We start from the raw sequence: 15,889 nt of genomic DNA, 5'->3' as shown, positions 1-15,889 counted from the left end.
CCGCTTTACGAGCGGCTGAGCACGATGGGCTTCCTCATCTCCATCAACTCCAACGGCACCCTGCTGGATGAGGCACCAAAAGCTGCGGACGGGCGTTTTTCCTATTGCGGAGAGATGCCGTGACTCTCCCTCCCCGGCATCGCCCTTGGCTCTCCCTCTGGGAGAGCTGTCACCGAAGGTGACTGAGAGGGCTTTGCAGGCACTGCCGACAGGTTCAGGCCATCGCTAAAATGGCATGCACCTCCGATTTGTCATTGCGAGGAGGGCGCAAGCCCGACGTGGCAATCTCATGCAGGCACTTCTGAATGGCAATCGCAATGAAAGGGAGAATGGAGTTTCCCTCTCAGGCGGCTGCGCCGCCAGCTCTCCCAAAGGGAGAGCCAAGCTATGCGGTTCCTTCCCCGGCGGCTGCGCCTTTATCGCGGCATGGCGGGGACGGCGTCCATATCCTGCCGGAGGTTCGAATCGGAGATGAGCTTCCGCGGGCACACGGCCGCGCAGCGGCCGCAGGAGACGCACTTGGAATAGTCGATGACGGCGAGGTTGTTGACGACGTGGATGGCGTCGAACTCGCACTGCTTTTCGCACAGGTGGCAGCCGACGCAGCCCATGTCGCACTCGCGGCGGGTATAGGCGCCGCGCTCGTGGTTCGAGCAGGCGATGACGATATCGGCGTCGTAGGATACGGGGACGATGACCTTGCGCGGGCACACGGCGGCGCACTGCAGGCAGCCGGTGCACTTCTCGGGATCGACCTTCGCCACGCCGTCCACGACGTGGATGGCGTCAAAGCGGCAGACCGAGACGCACGAGCCGAAGCCGAGGCAGCCGCTCGGGCAGGCCGAGGGGCCGTTGCCGCCGACGAACATGGCCGAGCGGCAGTCGTGGACGCCGTCGTAGCGGGCCTTGGCGGTGTGGTGACCGCGGCAGCGGACCATGGCGACGACGCGCTCGGTCTTTGCGGCCGTGACGCCCATGACGGCGGCCATCCGGTCGGCGGAGGCCTGACCGCCCGCGACGCACAGGCCGATCTCCGCGCGGCCCTCGAGCACGGCCTGCGCATAGGCCTGACAGCCCGCGAAGCCGCAGCCGCCGCAGTTCGCGCCGGGCAAGGCCTCGACGAGCTTCGGCAGGCGCTCGTCCGTCTTCACGGCGAAGACCTTCGAGGCAATGGCGAGCACCGCGCCGAACACGGCGCCCATGATGCCGAGCACCAGCACGGCATAGAGAATTTCTTTCATGACTCGCCCTCCTTACCCGAATACCTTGAAGCCGGAGAAGCCCATGAACGACAGGGCCAGCAGACCGGCGGCCAGCAGCGCGATCGGGAAGCCGCGGAAGGCCTTCGGGCAGTCGCAGTCCTCCAGGCGCTCGCGCACGGAGGAGAACAGCAGAATGGCCACGGTGAAGCCGATGCCGCCCGTGATGCCGTAGACCAGGGACTCGACGAAGTTATAGCCGTCCTGAATGTTCAGCAGGGCCACGCCGAGGACGGCGCAGTTCGTCGTGATGAGGGGCAGGTAGATGCCCAGCGCCTGATACAGCGCGGGGACGGCCTTCTGCAGGAACATCTCGACGAGCTGCACGAGGGCGGCGATGACGAGGATGAACACGACGGTCTGCATGTACACGAGATTCAGCGGCACGAGCAGGAACTCGTTGACAGCCCAGGTGGCCGCCGAGGCGATGCCCATGACGAACGTGACGGCGATGCCCATGCCGAGGGCGGTGTCCTGCTTTTTCGACACGCCCATGAACGGGCAGATGCCCATGAACTTCACAAGGATGAAGTTCTCGGCGAGAATGGCGTTCAGCGCGATGGTGAACAGGGAGATGAATACGCTCATTTTGCTTCAGCCTCCTTCTTGGCGGCCTTCTCGGCCAGATGGCGGTTGAACCACTGCGTGAAGGCGATGAGGCAGGCCAGCGTCAGGAAGCCGCCGACCGGCAGGATCATCAGCATGGCCGGGTACTGCGACGGCAGGATGCGCACGCCGTCGGCCGAGAGGACGCCCTTGCCGAACGTGCCGCTGCCGAGCAGCTCGCGGATGACGCACATGCACACAAGGGCCACGGTGTAGCCGATGCCCTGCGTCAGGCCGTCGACGGCGGAGGCCAGCACGCCGTTCTTCGAGGCGAAGGCCTCGGCGCGGCCGAGGATGATGCAGTTGACGACGATGAGCGGGATGAACACGCCGAGGCTCTTGGACAGGGCCGGGAGATAGGCCTGCAGCAGAAGGTCGATGATGGTGACGAAGCCCGCGATGACGACGATGTAGGCCGCGATGCGGATCTTATCCGGAATGACCTTGCGCAGCATGGAGATGACGACGTTCGAGCAGATGAGGATCAGCGTGACGGACAGGCCCATGCCGAGGCCGTTGAACAGGGTCGTCGTGATGGCCATGGTCGAGCACATGCCCAGCAGCTGGCCCACGACGGGGTTATTGGTCAGGAGCCCCTCGCGGAGCTGTTTTTTAAAATTCATTTCTGCACCTCCCCGGCATAGGCCAGCGCTGCGTTCACGGCGCGGGTGACGGCGCGGGATGTGACGGTCGCGCCGGTCAGGGCGTCGATGTCGCCGCCGTCTTTGCTGACGGCCAGCTCGCCGGTCTTGCCGGCAAACTGGGCGCGGAAGTCCTCGCGCGTGCAGTTCGCGCCGAGCGAGGCCGTCTCGGAATGGGAGATGATGGCCACGCCCGTGACCTTGTTTTCGTTGTCGACGCCGACCATGAGGTCAATGGCCCCGCCGAAGCCGTTCGTCGTCAGGCGGACGACGGTCCCGGCGTCCCCGGCGCTCCACGCGGCCGTCACGCCGGTGGCGGCCTGCGCGTCCGACACGGGAAGCTCCGTATAGTCGTCCGCGGCGAGGACCTGCGTCATGGCGGAGCGGGCGGCCTCGGCCGTGTGCTCGGCGATGGTGTCGGCCGTCAGGTAGTTGACAAAGGCCAGCAGGCCCGCGACGATGACGGTGATGAGGAAGAGCGTCAGCGTCAGCCGCAGGACATAGGCGGCCGTGCTTTGCGGTTTTGTCATGCTTCGGCACCGCCCTTCTTCTGCTTTTTCTGCCTGACTGCGCCGAAGCGCTTCGGCACGCCGATGCGGTCAAAGAAGCCGACGCAGCAGTTCATGATGAGGATGGCGTAGGACACGCCCTCAACATAGGAGCCGAAGTAACGGAACAGGAACGTCAGTACGCCGCAGCCGACGCCGTAGGCGATCTGGCCGCCGTGCGTGACGGGCGAGGTCGTGTAGTCCGTGGCCATGAACCACGCGCCGAGCATCAGGCCGCCGGACAGCACCTGCACGAGCATCCAGTCCAGCCGGGCCGCGCCGCCGCGCGGGAACAGGAAGGCCAGCACCGCGACCGTGCCGAGGTAGGCAAGCGGGATGCGGGCCGAGATGACGCGGCGGACGAGCAGGTAGATGCCGCCCAGAAGCAGCAGCATGGCCGAGACCTCGCCGAGCGAGCCGCCGGTGCGGCCGAGGAAGAGGTCGAGCACGCTGGCCTCCGGCATGGCGCCCACATGGAGGCTCGCCATCGGGGTCGCGGCGGTCAGGCCGTCGAGCGAGGCCGTCGTGGGGTTCGAGAACGCGGGGACATGCACGCCGGAGCGCACCCAGGTGTTCATGAACAGCGGCCAGCTGAACAGGAAGGCGCGGGCCGCAAGGGCAGGGTTGACGATGTTTGCGCCGATGCCGCCGAAGAGCTGCTTCACAACGACGATGGCGAAGAAATCGCCGATGAGGATCGTCCAGAACGGCAGCGTGACCGGGCAGACAAAGGCGACGAGGATGCCCGTGACCACGGCGGAGAGGTCGCCCGTGGTATTGTCCTTCTTCATGATGCGGCGGTAGGCCCACTCGAAGAACACGCAGCCCGCGACGGACAGGGCCGTGAGCGTCAGGGCGCGCGCGCCGAAGAACACGATCGCGCCGATGAGGGCGGGCAGCAGGGCGATGCACACATCGAGCATGATGCGGCGGGTGGAATTCGGGCTGTGCGCATGCGGCGAGGAGGAGAGCGTCAGCTTCAGGGCTTCTTCGTTCATTTCGCGGCGGCCTCCTTCTTTGCTTTTTCACGGGCGGCGGCGTCGCGCACGAGCTTTTTGCCGGTGCGGAAGCTCTGCACGAGCGGGATGCCCGCCGGGCAGCCGTAGGCGCACGAGCCGCACTCGATGCAGTCCATGACGTGCAGCTCGTCCAGCCGCTCCAGATCGCCGCGGTTCACGGCGCGGTGCAGGAACAGCGGCATGAGGTGCATGGGGCAGGCCTCGACGCACTTGCCGCAGCGGATGCAGTGGGGGTTGGGCGTCTCATGGCGGTCCTTGTCGCTGTAGCACGTCAGGGCGTTGTTGCCCTTGATCGTGGCGGTGCGCAGGGTATACTGCGCGATGCCCATCATCGGGCCGCCGCACAGGATCTTATAGGGGGGCAGGGCGAAGCCGCCCGCCGCCTCGACGAGGTCGGAATAGGCCGTTCCGATGGGGGCCAGAAAGTTGCCGGGCTTTGCGATGGCGCTGCCCGTGACGGTCACGGCGCGGCGCACGAGCGGCAGGCCGAGGTAGACGGCGTCGTAGATGGCGGCGCAGGTCGCGGCGTTGAACACGGCGCAGCCGACGTGGGCGGGCAGGCCGCCGGGAGGCACGCAGCGGCCCGTGACGGTCTGGATGAGCTGCTTTTCCGCGCCCTGCGGGTAACGGACGTGCAGCGGCAGCAGCTCGATGCCGCTGCCCAGCACGGCGGAGATGGCCGCGATGGCCTCGGGCTTGTTCTGCTCGATGCCGATGGCGGCGCGCTTCGGCTGCAGGATCTGCAGGACGACGCGCAGGCCGCCGACGACGCGCTCGGGCGTTTCGCGCATCAGGCGGTCGTCGGACGTGATGTAGGGCTCGCACTCCGCGCCGTTGACGATGACGGTGTCGACCTTGCCGAGGCCGGAGGAGAGCTTGACGGACGTGGGGAAGCCCGCGCCGCCCATGCCGGTGATGCCGGCCTCGCGGATGACGGCGATGAGGTCCTCGGCGCTCATGGCGGCGACGGCCTCGGGGTCCCGCGGCTTGACCGTGGGGCAGAGCGTGTCGCGGCCGTCGGACTCGATGACGATGGCCGTCTGCAGGTTCCCGCCCGGATGGGGCCGGGCCTCGATGGCTGTGACCGTGCCGGACACGGAGGCGTGGACGGGGACGCAGAGGCCCTGGCCGTCGCCGATCTTCTGGCCGACGGTCACGCGGTCTCCGACTTTGACGAGCGGCTGGCAGGGCGCGCCGATGTGCTGCGACATCGCGACGGAGACGACGCTCGGGTGCAGCGGGACGATGGCCGCCTCACGCGAAAGCTCCTTATAGCCCTTCGGATGGACGCCGCCGAAAAAGGCTCGTTTCAAGGGTGTACCACCTCAGTTCATGAAGTTCTGGGATCGGGCGGGCGCAGTAAGGCCCGCCGCAAAGGTTCGATTCTGCGTCAGCCTGTCAGGTTTTTTGATAGTCTGACTGCGTACTTCAATATACCACACCGGGCCGGAAAAATCTATGGGTATTTTCTCACTTTGTTGATTTTTTTGCGGATTTTCGCAGATTCAATCCGGAAATATTTATATAAAAATACCGAAAAGAAGAGAATGGGAGAGCGTGGAAAATCGAAAATGGAAAGTGGAAAGTTTTGCAAGGCTGTCAGTCGTGTGTTGTCGGGGAGCGGCACGGAAATGAAGGAATCCTGAAGACTGAAAAATGAAGAATGCGGAAAGCCTCCGGCCTTGTCATTGCGAGGCACTCGGCGGCAATTTCCTCGCTGTCTGTGCGATAGAGCTGCAGCGAGGCAGAAAATGTGATGTCCGCCTGCCCGAGCGCGACCGCCGCTGCATGGCTGCCGTCCGGCGAGACGGCGCAGGCGCTGAGATAATGCGACTTTGTGCTGCGCTTATACAGCAGGCTGCCGTTCGGGTCATAGACCTGCAGCAGCGAGCGGCCGCTGTCCCCTGCCGTCAGCATGGCGCTGTAGCCGCCGGAGGACAGGTCGGCATCAAAGATCGTCTGTTCCGGGGTCTGCGAAAAGACGGCGCTGCCGCTCTTGTCCAGAACGGTCAGGTAGTTCCCGCCCGCGTCATAGCACAGCAGGCGGTCCTGCCCTGTGCAGATGACGGGAGCGGTCATGGCATGCTGCTCGGAGCCGAGCTGCTTGCCCTCCTCGGAAAACAGGGTCACGCTGCTTCCGGTGGCAACGCCGAGACCGCCGTTCAGCTGGCCATAGGCCGTATTGCCGAGGGTTTCATAGCTGACCGAGCCGTAATCGTCACTGCTTTTCCCAAGATAGCGCAGCGAGCGCTTCAGCCCGTCGAGTACATGGGTCTTCGTCAGCAGAAAGGCAGCAAGCAGCGCCAGAACGACCAGAACGGCCAGCAGGTAGAGCGGCCAGCGGCGGCGCGGCTTCTGCGGCTCCGGATCCGGGACAGGCTTGATATGGTCAGGCATCGAACGCCACCTCCCCGTCGTCATACCAAAGGTGCGTCATGTACAGGCCGCCGGGCGGCACGGTCGGTCCGGCGGCGGTGCGGTTGCCGCTTTCCAGAATGCGGGCGATGTCCTGCGGACGGATTTTGCCCTCCGCCGCATAGACGACCGTTCCGGTCATGGCGCGCACCATATTGTAGAGAAATCCGTTTGCGCACACGCGCAGGAGGATCAGCTCTCCCCTGCGCTCCACGTCAAAATAATACACCGTGCGGACCGTGGACTTCACGTCCGTTCCGACGGAGCGGACGGCAGCGAAATCATGCGTTCCGACGAACTGCGCGGCGGCCTCCTGCATGACGGCTTCGTCCAGATGCTTGGGATAGAACCATGCCCGGTTCACAAAGAACGGGTCGCGGATGCGGGAGTTATAGATCTGATAGGTATATTCCTTCCGCACGCAGGAGCCGATGGCGTTGAAGCCCAGCGGGACCTCCCGCGCGCCGGTCACGACGATGTCGGCGGGCAGATGCGTGTTGAGCGCATAGGCCACGCGGTCGACAGGAATACGGGATTCCGTACGGAAATTGGCCACATAGGTGCGCGCGTGGACCCCGGCGTCCGTCCGGCCGCAGCCGGTCATATGCACCGGATGGCCGACGACATCCGCCGCGGCCTCCTCCAGCGTCTGCGCGACGGAGCAGGCGTTTTTCTGCACCTGCCAGCCGTGATAGGCCGTTCCGTCATATTTCAGAAAGAGTGCGAGATTCCGCATGCTTCCTCCCAGCCGTTACAGTCCATAGCTCCGCAGGACGATGACGCCGGCCAGCACGGCAGCGCCGAGCGCAAACGTCAGAATATCGCGAAGCTGAAAGCGGAGCTGCTTCAGCTTCGTGCGGCCGGAGCCGCCGCGGTAGCAGCGGCACTCCATGGCCGTGGCCAGCTCGTCGGCGCGCCGGAACGCGCTGATGAACAGCGGTACAAGGATCGGCACGAGGGCCTTGGCACGGTGGAACAGATTTCCTGTTTCAAAATCCGCACCGCGGGCTTTCTGGGCTGAGATGATCTTATCCGTCTCCTCGATGAGCGTCGGGATGAAGCGCAGGGCAATGCTCATCATGAGAGCCAGCTCGTGCACCGGGAAATGGATGGCCTTCAGCGGCGAGAGCAGGGATTCCAGGCCGTCTGTCAGCGCGATGGGAGACGTCGTGTAGGTCAGAAGGAACGTGCCCGTCACGAGCATGACGATGCGCAGCACCAGGAAGCCCGCGTTGACAAGGCCCTCCCTCGTGATCTTAAAGATCCAGAACTGCACCAGCACATCGCCCTTGGTATAAAATACGTTGATGATAGCGGTAAAAATGATGATAAACAGCAGCGGCTTCAGGCCCTTGAACAGTGCGCGCGGACGAATGCGTGACAGCGCGACTGCGGTGACAAGAAACGCGAGCATGACTGCGTAGGAAACGACCCACTTCGCCAGGAACAGCGCCACGATGTAGACGATGACCATCAGCAGCTTCGTGCGCGGGTCGAGCCGGTGGACGACGGTGTCGCCGGGAAAATACTGGCCGAGCGTGATGTCTTTAAGCATGGGCACGGCCCTCCAGCAGCGCGCGGAGCTGCGGCACAGCCTGCTCCACGGTAAAGGTCGTCGGGTCAACGTCCACGCCCAGCTCCCGCAGGCGCAGGAACAGAGCCGTGACCTGCGGCACGGACAGGCCGATCTCTGCCAGACGCGCCGCATGGGAGAACACCTCGCGCGGCGTGCCGGACATCTCGATCGTTCCCTCGTTCAGGACGAGCATACGGTCGGCCAGCTGCGCGACCTCATCCATGGAATGCGTGACCATGAGGATGGTGGCGTGCGTCGCCTTCTGATAGTCACGGATATTGCCGAGGATGCTGGCGCAGCCTGCGGGGTCCAGCCCGGCTGTCGGCTCGTCAAAAATGACAACCTCCGGCTCCATGGCGATGACGCCCGCAATGGCGACGCGGCGCTTCTGCCCGCCGGAGAGGTCGAACGGCGACTTTTCCAGCAGGGACTCGTCCACGCCAGCGAATCCGGCCGCGCGCAGCACGCGCGTACGGATCTCCTCTTCACTCAGGCTCATGTTCTTCGGACCGAACGCGATATCGCGGTAAACGGTCTCTTCAAACAGCTGATACTCCGGATACTGGAACACCAGCCCGACACGGAAGCGGCTCTCCCGCGTTGTTTTCTTGTCCTGCCAGATGTTCGTCCCGTCCAGCAGGATCTCGCCGGACGTCGGGCGCAGCAGGCCGTTCAGATGCTGGATGAGCGTCGATTTGCCGGAGCCGGTGTGCCCGATGATGCCTAGGAACTCCCCCTTTTCCACGGAGAAGCTCATGTGCTTGACGGCATCGTGCTGAAACGGTGTTCCGGCGCTGTAGGTATGCGAGAGGTCTCTGACCTCGATGGTTGCGGCCAATGGTCTTTCCTCCAAATCGTTTGTCAGGTCTTCGCCCCGATCGCGGCAAGAAGTACCTGCGCACATTCCTCCGTGGAAAGCGCGTCGAGCGGCAGGTCAAAGCCCGCCTGATTCAGCGCATAGAGCACCTTCGTCGTCGCCGGTACGGTCAGGCCTACGGATTCCAGCAGTTCGACCTGCGGGAAGACCTCCTTCGGTGTTCCGTCCGCGAGAATGCGCCCCGCGTCCATAACGATCACGCGCTGGGCGCGGATCGCTTCGGTCATATGATGGGTGATGAGCACCACGGTGATGCCCATTTCCCGGTTCAGGCGCTCGATGGTCGAAATGACCTCCTCGCGCCCGTGGGGGTCGAGCATGGCGGTCGGCTCATCGAGTACGATGCAGCGCGGCCGCATGGCGATGACTCCCGCGATGGCCACGCGCTGCTTCTGCCCGCCGGAGAGCAGGTGCGGCGCGTGCAGACGGTAGTCATACATCCCGACGAGCTTCAGTGCCTCGTCCACGCGTCTGCGGATTTCCTCCGAGGGAACGCCGAGGTTCTCCGGCGCAAAGGCAACATCCTCTTCTACGACGTTGGCTACCATCTGATTATCGGGATTCTGGAACACCATGCCGACCGTGCGGCGGATGTCGACCAAAAGAGACTCGTCGGACGTGTCCATGCCGAATACCTGCACACTGCCGCCCTCCGGCAGGAGGACCGCGTTAAAATGCTTGGCCAGCGTGGATTTGCCGCAGCCGTTGTGGCCGAGGACGGCGACAAAGCTGCCCTCCTCGATGGATAAATTAAGATCGTCAAAAACCGTAACGCCGCCGCTTTCGCTCTGGGCGTCATAGGAGAATTTCAAATGTTCTGTCCGGATGGCCTCGGTCATGCTCTGCCCTCTCTTGTCCAGCGCCCTGTTGCGCCGCACGGGAGCACAAGGCCGGAATCGGTCACGGGAAGGCCAAGCTCATCCGAGACCGTCCCGCCGCCGAAGCGCGGCGTTACCACGCTGTCGAGGAGGCATGTCAGAACGGACGGCGCGAGGCCTGTCGTGTAGGAATTGATGATGAAAAACAGCGGATCGTCCGACAGCACGCCGGAGACGAGCTTCAGGAACGGGAAAAGGTCCTTTTCAAGCTTCCAGATCTCGCCGGACGGGCCGCGCCCGTAGGACGGCGGGTCCATGATGACGGCGTCGTAGCGGCGGCCGCGCTTGATCTCGCGCTCGACGAACTTGGCGCAGTCGTCGATGATCCAGCGGATGGGTGCGCCGGACAGACCGGAGGCAGCCGCATTTTCGCGGGCCCATGCGACCATGCCCTTTGCGGCGTCCACATGGCAGACGGATGCGCCTGCCGCAGCGGCTGCGAGTGTCGCGCCTCCGGTGTAGGCAAACAGGTTCAGCACGCTGACGGGCCGCCCCGCGCGGCGGATCTGGTCATCGATAAAATCCCAGTTTGCCGCCTGCTCCGGAAACACGCCCGTATGCTTGAAGTTCATGGGCTTGACCTGGAACGTCAGCTCACGGTAGCGGATGCACCAGTGCTCCGGCAGATGGTGCGCAGACCAGTGCCCGCCGCCGGTGCTCGAGCGGGCATAGCGCGCGTCAAAGCGCTTCCAGCGCGGGTCCTGCCGCGGCGTGCTCCAGATGACCTGCGGGTCCGGCCGCACGAGATAGAAGCTGCCCCAGCGCTCGAGCTTTTCTCCGTCGGAGGTATCGAGCACCTCATAATCCTTCCATTGATCGGCTTTCCACATGGGCTTTCAGCTCCTGTCTGTCTTTTTGCGGGTGGGAGTCGGCGCATGGGCGGGCTCCGGCGGCTCCGGCGGCTCCGGCGGCTCGGTCGGTTCCGTCGGCTCCGTCGGGAGCGTCGGATCGGTCGGGCCCTCCGTCGGCTCGGTCGGCTTGACGGAGTCGGCGGTGTGGATGGTGCAGACCTGCTCCTTATCCTCGGGATTGTAGACGAAGTCTGCATCCTTGTTGACTTTCCAATTCTTATTATAAATCAGCTTGCCGACTTCTTCAACCGTATTTCCGTCGGCCTTTTCACAGTATTCGTTGGCAATTTTGCCGCTTTCCTTGCAGATTTTGACCATAGTATGGCAGGTGCACTCCTTTGTGGGCGCATCTTCATAGAACAGACGCACCGTCACAACGCGGTTGCTGCCATTCTCGCGCACGTCCTTCTTGCAGGCCTCGATGGGCTTGCCGCCGCAGTCAGCGCAGACAGAATAGTAGCCGACATTCTCGGGCTGCGAGAATGAGGCGGACTCCAGCCCTTCGTGCAGCGGACGCATGACCTGATTCCACATGGAAATGGCGGGGTTCGTCCAGTCACCGTCGAGAATGATCTGCTCCGGCTCGTCATAACCGCACCAGACGACAGCCGTGTAGTACGGCGTGTAGCCCGCGAACCAGCGCGTCTGGTTGTCGTTGGACGTACCGGTCTTACCGGCTACGGCGATGTTGTCCATGGCCGCGGCGGAGCCGGTACCGGCCAGCACGGCATTCTGCAGCATATAGTTGATATAGAAGTCGGCCTTCTCACCGATGGCGGTGTGGCTCTCCTGTGCATTGTCGAGGATGACCTTTCCCTCGGGGTCGACGACCTTTGTGAACGTGCGGGCCTCGCGGAACGTGCCGCCGTTCGGGAAGGTGCCGTAGGCCTGCGTCATCTCGCGCACGGTGACGCCGCGCGTGAGCTGGCCGAGGCCGAGCGGAGCAAGGGCGATATCCGTATAGGAGTGGTCGCCGATCTGCAGCTCGTCCACAAGGGTCGTAAAGCCGAGCTTCTGCGTCAGGAACTGGTAGCTGTTCTCCACGCCGAGGTCATTGAGGACCTTGACGGAGATGGTGTTGAGCGAACGCGTCAGACCGCGCAGCACATTGCAAAGGCCGCTGTAGGATCGGGAGTCGTTCTGAGGCCAGTTGCGGTCTTCGTTCAGCGGAGAGTCCTCGTAGACCGTCGCGGGCGTAATGATCCCGGCGTCCAGCGCGGGCGCATAGACTGCCACAGGCTTGAATGACGAGCCCGCAGGCTGCTTGCTCTGCGTGGCGCGGTTGAGCGTCAGGCTGCCGCCCTTGTCGCCGACACCGCCCGCCATGGCGACGATGTCGCCGGTCTTGTTGTCCGTCACAACGATGGCGGACTGCAGCTGCTGAACGCTCACGGTCTTCGGCACGTTGTCAAGGTTCTCGTAGACCTTGTCCACAATAGCCTGGACCTCGGGATCGATCGTTGCATAGATCTTATAGCCGCCCGTCAGGAGCTTCTGCTCTGCGGCAAGCTCACTGTAGCCGTAGCGCTCCACAAGCGCATCAACGACATCGCGCCATACCGTATCGACAAAATAAGAGTAATAGTGGTTCTTGTCGACGGCGTAGTTTGCCTCGCCGCACTGCGGGCAGAAATACTCGCCGTCCGTCTCCGTGTACTCCGCGCGCGTACCGGTGAAGCCGCAGCTCGCACAGGTGTATTCCTCCTCGTCATACGTTCCGTTGCGGAAGACCATTTCCTGATCGACGGCGGCCTGATAGGCCTCCTCCGTCTCAATATAGCCCTGAGCGTACATTTCCTTCAGGATCGTGAGCTGACGCTCGCGGTTGTTCTCCTCGCGGATATAGGGATCGTAGAGCGAGGGATTGTTCGTGATAGCGATGAGGCTGGCGCACTCGGCCGTCGTCAGGTCGGAGACCTTCTTGCCAAAGTAGACGCGCGCCGCACTCTGGACACCGTAGCAGCCCTCACCGAGGTAGATCGTGTTGAGATACCACTCCATGATCTCGGACTTCGTATAGCGCTTTTCGACCTCCAGGGCGCGGAAGATCTCCTGTACCTTGCGGTCGACCGTGACCTCATCCTCCTGTGACAGGTTCTTGATGAGCTGCTGTGTGATAGTCGAGCCGCCGAACGATGAGCTGCCGCCCGCAAACCCCTTCACGGCTGCCAGCGTGCGGATCCAGTCCACGCCCTTGTGCGTGGGGAAGCGCTTGTCCTCGATGGAAATGGCCGCATGAACGAGATCAAGGGGAATATCGTCATAGGAGACCCAAATGCGGTTCTCCGTGCCATAAAGCTGCTGCAGCTCACGGTATTCCCCCGTCTTGGGGTCGGTATAATAGATGATCGAGGTCTGCGCCAGCGAGATATTGTCCAGCTCCAGCCCTTCGGCATATTCCTCGGCCTTCGGGATGATATCCAGCTCGACATAGCTCTTGAATTTCGACAGGAAGATCGAACCGGCGATCGCGGCGATGAGCGCAACGGTGCCGACGGCGATCAACAGCACAAGGATGATCTTGCCCAACACGTCGAGGATGGTCCGCGTGATGCGCCAGGCCAGATGCGGCTGCTTTTCCTGCTTCGGTTGTCTTGCCATGACAATTCCTCCGTTCTTCGGGAAGCGCCGCATCCTACGGACAGGCGCAAAAATCCATGATCCTTCATTCTCTATTTTTTAATTATATCATGCCTGTCAATCACTCCGGCACATTCCGAATGAAAATTTTCTGCGGCAGGATTTCTCTGCTTGTAGATACGCAACGAGACTTTTTACGGTGGCTGAAAGGGCAGAAAACGGATTTTCCGGCGGTTCGTCAGATTTCCACTTGATTTTCCCGGCAGCAGCGGTTAAAATAAAGCCAGACAGACAGGAGGTGCCCCATGGAGCAGCAATACGGAAGCGACTTTATTTCGATCACGGATGAGGACGGCAAGGAATACGAGCTGGAGATCCTCTCGACCATCGAATATCAGGGCGCGGAATATCTTGCCCTTGTCCCCGCAGAGGAGGACGAAGCGAGCGAGGAGCTCGAGGTCAGCATCCTGAAGTCCGTCACGGAGGACGGCGAGGACCTACTCGTTGCCGTAGAAGACGAAGATGAGCTGGCTGCCGTCTACGATCTGCTGATGCAGTCCCTCTATGAGGACGAAGAGGAAGCAGAAGACGAGGAAGAATGACCGCCCTTTCTCATAATTAAATAGTCATCAAGCAAGATCCCTGCTTGGTGCGTGATAGTTCCCTTTAAACCCACATCATTTTTTCGGGACGCCGGACGTTCGCTTCGGATTGCAGGCCTCCCGTCCTGGCTCTGACCGTGGATGGAAGTTGGAAGCAGCTAAGAATCGGAGAGGCGACCCACCTGCCCGTTTCGTGCAGGTTATAAACGGAGCTACACGGCCAAAGCGGGGATCTTGTGCGTCTTCCCAGCATTTCTCTGGCATTATCGCGCAGAGCGGTATCATTTTCTTAACGAGTTTGTTAAGAAACAGAAACTTTTTTCGTCAAATTTCCAGAATGCTCTTGCAACAAGCGCAAATCCTTAGTATAATAAGACCTGTTATTTTCCGGGGCGTGCGCCCCGCGATTCCCACGAATGAGAGGTAAACAGACTATGAGTGCATCCCGCGAGCGCAAAAAGCGCATGGTAGAGTCGGAGCAGGCCGCTCCGCAGCAGGCAAAGAAGACCAAGAAGAAGCTCTCTGAGGGCTGGATCTTTGCCATTATCGTCATTCTGATCCCCGTGATCGTTTTCGGCGTCATCTTCGGCGTGCAGGCATCCTGGCGCAATGCGACCGTTGTGTCTGTCGGCGATCATAAGGTCTCCACGACGGAATTCAACTATTTCTATCGCGGCGCACTGAATTCGATCTACAGCACCTACGGCAGCTACATCTCCCTGCTCGGCATCGACACGAGCACCCCGCTCGACGAGCAGAGCTATGCCGGCAGCGACGAGTATGACACCTGGGCCGATTTCCTGGCGGACAGCGCCAAGACCTCTGCTGTGGATGCCTACACCGTCTATGACAAGGCCGTCGAGGCTGGTTTCTCCCTGAGCGACGACGACAAGGCCTCTATCGACAACGAGATCAACACCCTGAAGACCTATGCCGGCGTCTACAGCATGGATCTGGATGAGTACATCGAGGCCATGTTCGGCAAGGGCTGCAACGAGAAGAATTATCGCCACTATCTTGAGGTCTCCAAGCTGCACGACGCTTACATTGAGTCCCTGACCTATACGGAAGACGAGCGCAATGCCCGTTATGAGCAGGACACGACCGAGTTCGACACCGTCACCTATTACAGCTACGCCGTCAAGGCCTCCGATTTTGAGACGAAGTCCGACAGCAGCACTGACAGCACCGAGGCCACGACCTCCACGGAGCCGTCCGAGGAAGCCATTGCCGCCGCCCGTGAGGCTGCCAACGCCATGGTCTCCGATTTCAAGACCGATGACGAGAATGTCTCCGTCATGACGGAGCGCTCCAAGAGCGAGGTCACGTCCTCCATCTCCGAGGATGCCGCCAACTGGCTCTACACCGAGGCGAAGCCCGGCGAGGCGAAGCTCTTTGAGAAGGACAACACGTTCTATGTCCTCCAGCTCACGAGCATCAACGACAACAACTATCAGACCGTCAACGCCCTGCAGCTCTACATCGCGAAGGATGCTTCCGACAAGGAATACAAGGACGGCGAGAAGACCTCCGAGGAGCGTGTCTCCGAGCTTGAGGCTGCCCTGAAGGAGGATTCCTCCGAGGAGAAGTTCCGCGAGTACATCAAGACCTATGCGGATAACACCTCCTCCTACACCATCACGAACGGCGCGCACCGCAGCATCACGCCGGAAGTCGCCCGCACCTGGCTGTTCGATTCCAGCCGCAAGGCCGGCGACACGAAGGAATTCGTCGATGACAACGGCGGCACCTATGTGTTCTTCTTCCAGGACTTCGCCGAGACCTACCGCGACCTGCTCGTCACGAACAAGCTGAAGACCGAGTGGTACGACGAGGTCACCTCTGCCGCGACCTACACCTATGATGCAGACGCCGCCAAGCACGCAAATCTCGGCCTGACGATCGCCAACATCTACGGCAGCTCCTCCAGCAGCAACTAATACTGATTCCTGATTAAAATATTTAATCAGGAATCCCGTGTGCTACGCACACTCGCATCGTGCTGACGCACGCTGCGCCGTCTCATGCAGAATCTGA

15 protein-coding genes and 1 other RNA gene are annotated in these 15,889 nt (G+C 61.9%); 3 read left to right on the top strand and 13 right to left on the bottom strand.

From position 1 onward, the window contains the following. Positions 1-416: 416 nt before the first annotated feature. The 13 genes from WMO66_RS09400 to WMO66_RS09340 all read right to left on the bottom strand — a co-directional run bounded on the left by WMO66_RS09400 (position 417) and on the right by WMO66_RS09340 (position 13,271). Positions 417-1,241, bottom strand: coding sequence for an RnfABCDGE type electron transport complex subunit B (locus WMO66_RS09400; RefSeq protein ID WP_349136171.1), 825 nt, complete (start codon positions 1,239-1,241; stop codon positions 417-419). Positions 1,242-1,253: 12 nt separating this feature from the next. Beyond that, complete coding sequence (rsxA, locus tag WMO66_RS09395) at positions 1,254-1,847, bottom strand: electron transport complex subunit RsxA (RefSeq protein WP_349136170.1); 594 nt, start codon at positions 1,845-1,847, stop codon at positions 1,254-1,256. Then, on the bottom strand, positions 1,844-2,488 hold the full coding sequence (gene rsxE / locus WMO66_RS09390; protein WP_349136169.1) for an electron transport complex subunit RsxE: 645 nt from the start codon (positions 2,486-2,488) through the stop codon (positions 1,844-1,846). The genes rsxA and rsxE overlap by 4 nt, the downstream gene beginning before the upstream one ends. Then, positions 2,485-3,036 carry an RnfABCDGE type electron transport complex subunit G gene (locus WMO66_RS09385; protein WP_349136167.1) on the bottom strand — a complete coding sequence of 184 codons (552 nt, stop codon included), beginning with the start codon at positions 3,034-3,036 and terminating at the stop codon, positions 2,485-2,487. Before WMO66_RS09385 ends, rsxE begins: the two co-directional genes overlap by 4 nt. Further along, positions 3,033-4,052 carry an RnfABCDGE type electron transport complex subunit D gene (locus tag WMO66_RS09380; RefSeq protein WP_349136166.1) on the bottom strand — a complete coding sequence of 340 codons (1,020 nt, stop codon included), beginning with the start codon at positions 4,050-4,052 and terminating at the stop codon, positions 3,033-3,035. Before WMO66_RS09380 ends, WMO66_RS09385 begins: the two co-directional genes overlap by 4 nt. Next, on the bottom strand, positions 4,049-5,386 hold the full coding sequence (rsxC, locus tag WMO66_RS09375) for an electron transport complex subunit RsxC (RefSeq protein ID WP_349136165.1): 1,338 nt from the start codon (positions 5,384-5,386) through the stop codon (positions 4,049-4,051). Before rsxC ends, WMO66_RS09380 begins: the two co-directional genes overlap by 4 nt. A 286-nt stretch (positions 5,387-5,672) precedes the next feature. Further along, the gene (locus WMO66_RS09370) at positions 5,673-6,470 is read right to left on the bottom strand and encodes a DUF5711 family protein (protein ID WP_349136163.1); all 798 of its coding nucleotides are present in this window, start codon (positions 6,468-6,470) and stop codon (positions 5,673-5,675) included. After that, positions 6,463-7,224 (bottom strand): tRNA pseudouridine(38-40) synthase TruA, encoded by a 762-nt coding sequence (truA, locus tag WMO66_RS09365; protein WP_349136162.1) that lies wholly within the window; start codon positions 7,222-7,224, stop codon positions 6,463-6,465. The genes WMO66_RS09370 and truA overlap by 8 nt, the downstream gene beginning before the upstream one ends. A 15-nt stretch (positions 7,225-7,239) precedes the next feature. Beyond that, entirely contained in the window at positions 7,240-8,043 is an 804-nt protein-coding gene (locus WMO66_RS09360) for an energy-coupling factor transporter transmembrane component T family protein (RefSeq protein ID WP_349136160.1), read from the bottom strand. Next, entirely contained in the window at positions 8,036-8,902 is an 867-nt protein-coding gene (locus WMO66_RS09355) for an energy-coupling factor transporter ATPase (RefSeq protein ID WP_349136159.1), read from the bottom strand. Before WMO66_RS09355 ends, WMO66_RS09360 begins: the two co-directional genes overlap by 8 nt. A gap of 23 nt (positions 8,903-8,925) precedes the next feature. After that, positions 8,926-9,780 (bottom strand): energy-coupling factor transporter ATPase, encoded by an 855-nt coding sequence (locus WMO66_RS09350; RefSeq protein ID WP_349136158.1) that lies wholly within the window; start codon positions 9,778-9,780, stop codon positions 8,926-8,928. Then, positions 9,777-10,649: a class I SAM-dependent methyltransferase gene (locus WMO66_RS09345; RefSeq protein ID WP_349136156.1), complete on the bottom strand. Its 873-nt coding sequence runs from the start codon at positions 10,647-10,649 to the stop codon at positions 9,777-9,779. Before WMO66_RS09345 ends, WMO66_RS09350 begins: the two co-directional genes overlap by 4 nt. A 6-nt stretch (positions 10,650-10,655) precedes the next feature. After that, positions 10,656-13,271, bottom strand: coding sequence for a transglycosylase domain-containing protein (locus WMO66_RS09340; protein ID WP_349136155.1), 2,616 nt, complete (start codon positions 13,269-13,271; stop codon positions 10,656-10,658). A gap of 284 nt (positions 13,272-13,555) precedes the next feature. Between WMO66_RS09340 and WMO66_RS09335 the strand changes: the two genes are divergently transcribed. From WMO66_RS09335 to WMO66_RS09325, 3 genes are all read left to right on the top strand, one after another. Continuing rightward, positions 13,556-13,852, top strand: a complete 297-nt coding sequence (locus tag WMO66_RS09335; RefSeq protein ID WP_349136154.1) for a DUF1292 domain-containing protein — start codon at positions 13,556-13,558, stop codon at positions 13,850-13,852. Between the two features lie 34 nt (positions 13,853-13,886). Beyond that, a non-coding RNA gene (gene ssrS / locus WMO66_RS09330) (6S RNA) lies at positions 13,887-14,088 on the top strand. A gap of 198 nt (positions 14,089-14,286) precedes the next feature. After that, positions 14,287-15,792 carry a hypothetical protein gene (locus tag WMO66_RS09325; protein WP_349136152.1) on the top strand — a complete coding sequence of 502 codons (1,506 nt, stop codon included), beginning with the start codon at positions 14,287-14,289 and terminating at the stop codon, positions 15,790-15,792. The last annotated feature ends 97 nt before the right edge of the window (positions 15,793-15,889 follow it).

The sequence above is a fragment of the Faecousia intestinalis genome (assembly GCF_040096185.1).
Classification (GTDB): domain Bacteria; phylum Bacillota; class Clostridia; order Oscillospirales; family Oscillospiraceae; genus JAZOXB01.
The sequence above is the reverse complement of the archived record's forward strand: the minus strand, read 5'-3'. Positions and strand labels throughout refer to the sequence as shown.

What these genes read in the sequence shown, in the direction of transcription:
- WMO66_RS09335 (WP_349136154.1), top strand. Translation starts at nt 13,556, where the DNA reads ATGGAGCAGCAATACGGAAGCGACTTTATTTCGATCACGGATGAGGAC.
- WMO66_RS09345 (WP_349136156.1), bottom strand. Translation starts at nt 10,649, where the DNA reads ATGTGGAAAGCCGATCAATGGAAGGATTATGAGGTGCTCGATACCTCC.
- WMO66_RS09400 (WP_349136171.1), bottom strand. Translation starts at nt 1,241, where the DNA reads ATGAAAGAAATTCTCTATGCCGTGCTGGTGCTCGGCATCATGGGCGCC.
- WMO66_RS09340 (WP_349136155.1), bottom strand. Translation starts at nt 13,271, where the DNA reads ATGGCAAGACAACCGAAGCAGGAAAAGCAGCCGCATCTGGCCTGGCGC.
- WMO66_RS09370 (WP_349136163.1), bottom strand. Translation starts at nt 6,470, where the DNA reads ATGCCTGACCATATCAAGCCTGTCCCGGATCCGGAGCCGCAGAAGCCG.
- WMO66_RS09360 (WP_349136160.1), bottom strand. Translation starts at nt 8,043, where the DNA reads ATGCTTAAAGACATCACGCTCGGCCAGTATTTTCCCGGCGACACCGTC.
- truA (WP_349136162.1), bottom strand. Translation starts at nt 7,224, where the DNA reads ATGCGGAATCTCGCACTCTTTCTGAAATATGACGGAACGGCCTATCAC.
- WMO66_RS09385 (WP_349136167.1), bottom strand. Translation starts at nt 3,036, where the DNA reads ATGACAAAACCGCAAAGCACGGCCGCCTATGTCCTGCGGCTGACGCTG.
- WMO66_RS09350 (WP_349136158.1), bottom strand. Translation starts at nt 9,780, where the DNA reads ATGACCGAGGCCATCCGGACAGAACATTTGAAATTCTCCTATGACGCC.
- rsxE (WP_349136169.1), bottom strand. Translation starts at nt 2,488, where the DNA reads ATGAATTTTAAAAAACAGCTCCGCGAGGGGCTCCTGACCAATAACCCC.
- WMO66_RS09325 (WP_349136152.1), top strand. Translation starts at nt 14,287, where the DNA reads ATGAGTGCATCCCGCGAGCGCAAAAAGCGCATGGTAGAGTCGGAGCAG.
- rsxA (WP_349136170.1), bottom strand. Translation starts at nt 1,847, where the DNA reads ATGAGCGTATTCATCTCCCTGTTCACCATCGCGCTGAACGCCATTCTC.
- WMO66_RS09380 (WP_349136166.1), bottom strand. Translation starts at nt 4,052, where the DNA reads ATGAACGAAGAAGCCCTGAAGCTGACGCTCTCCTCCTCGCCGCATGCG.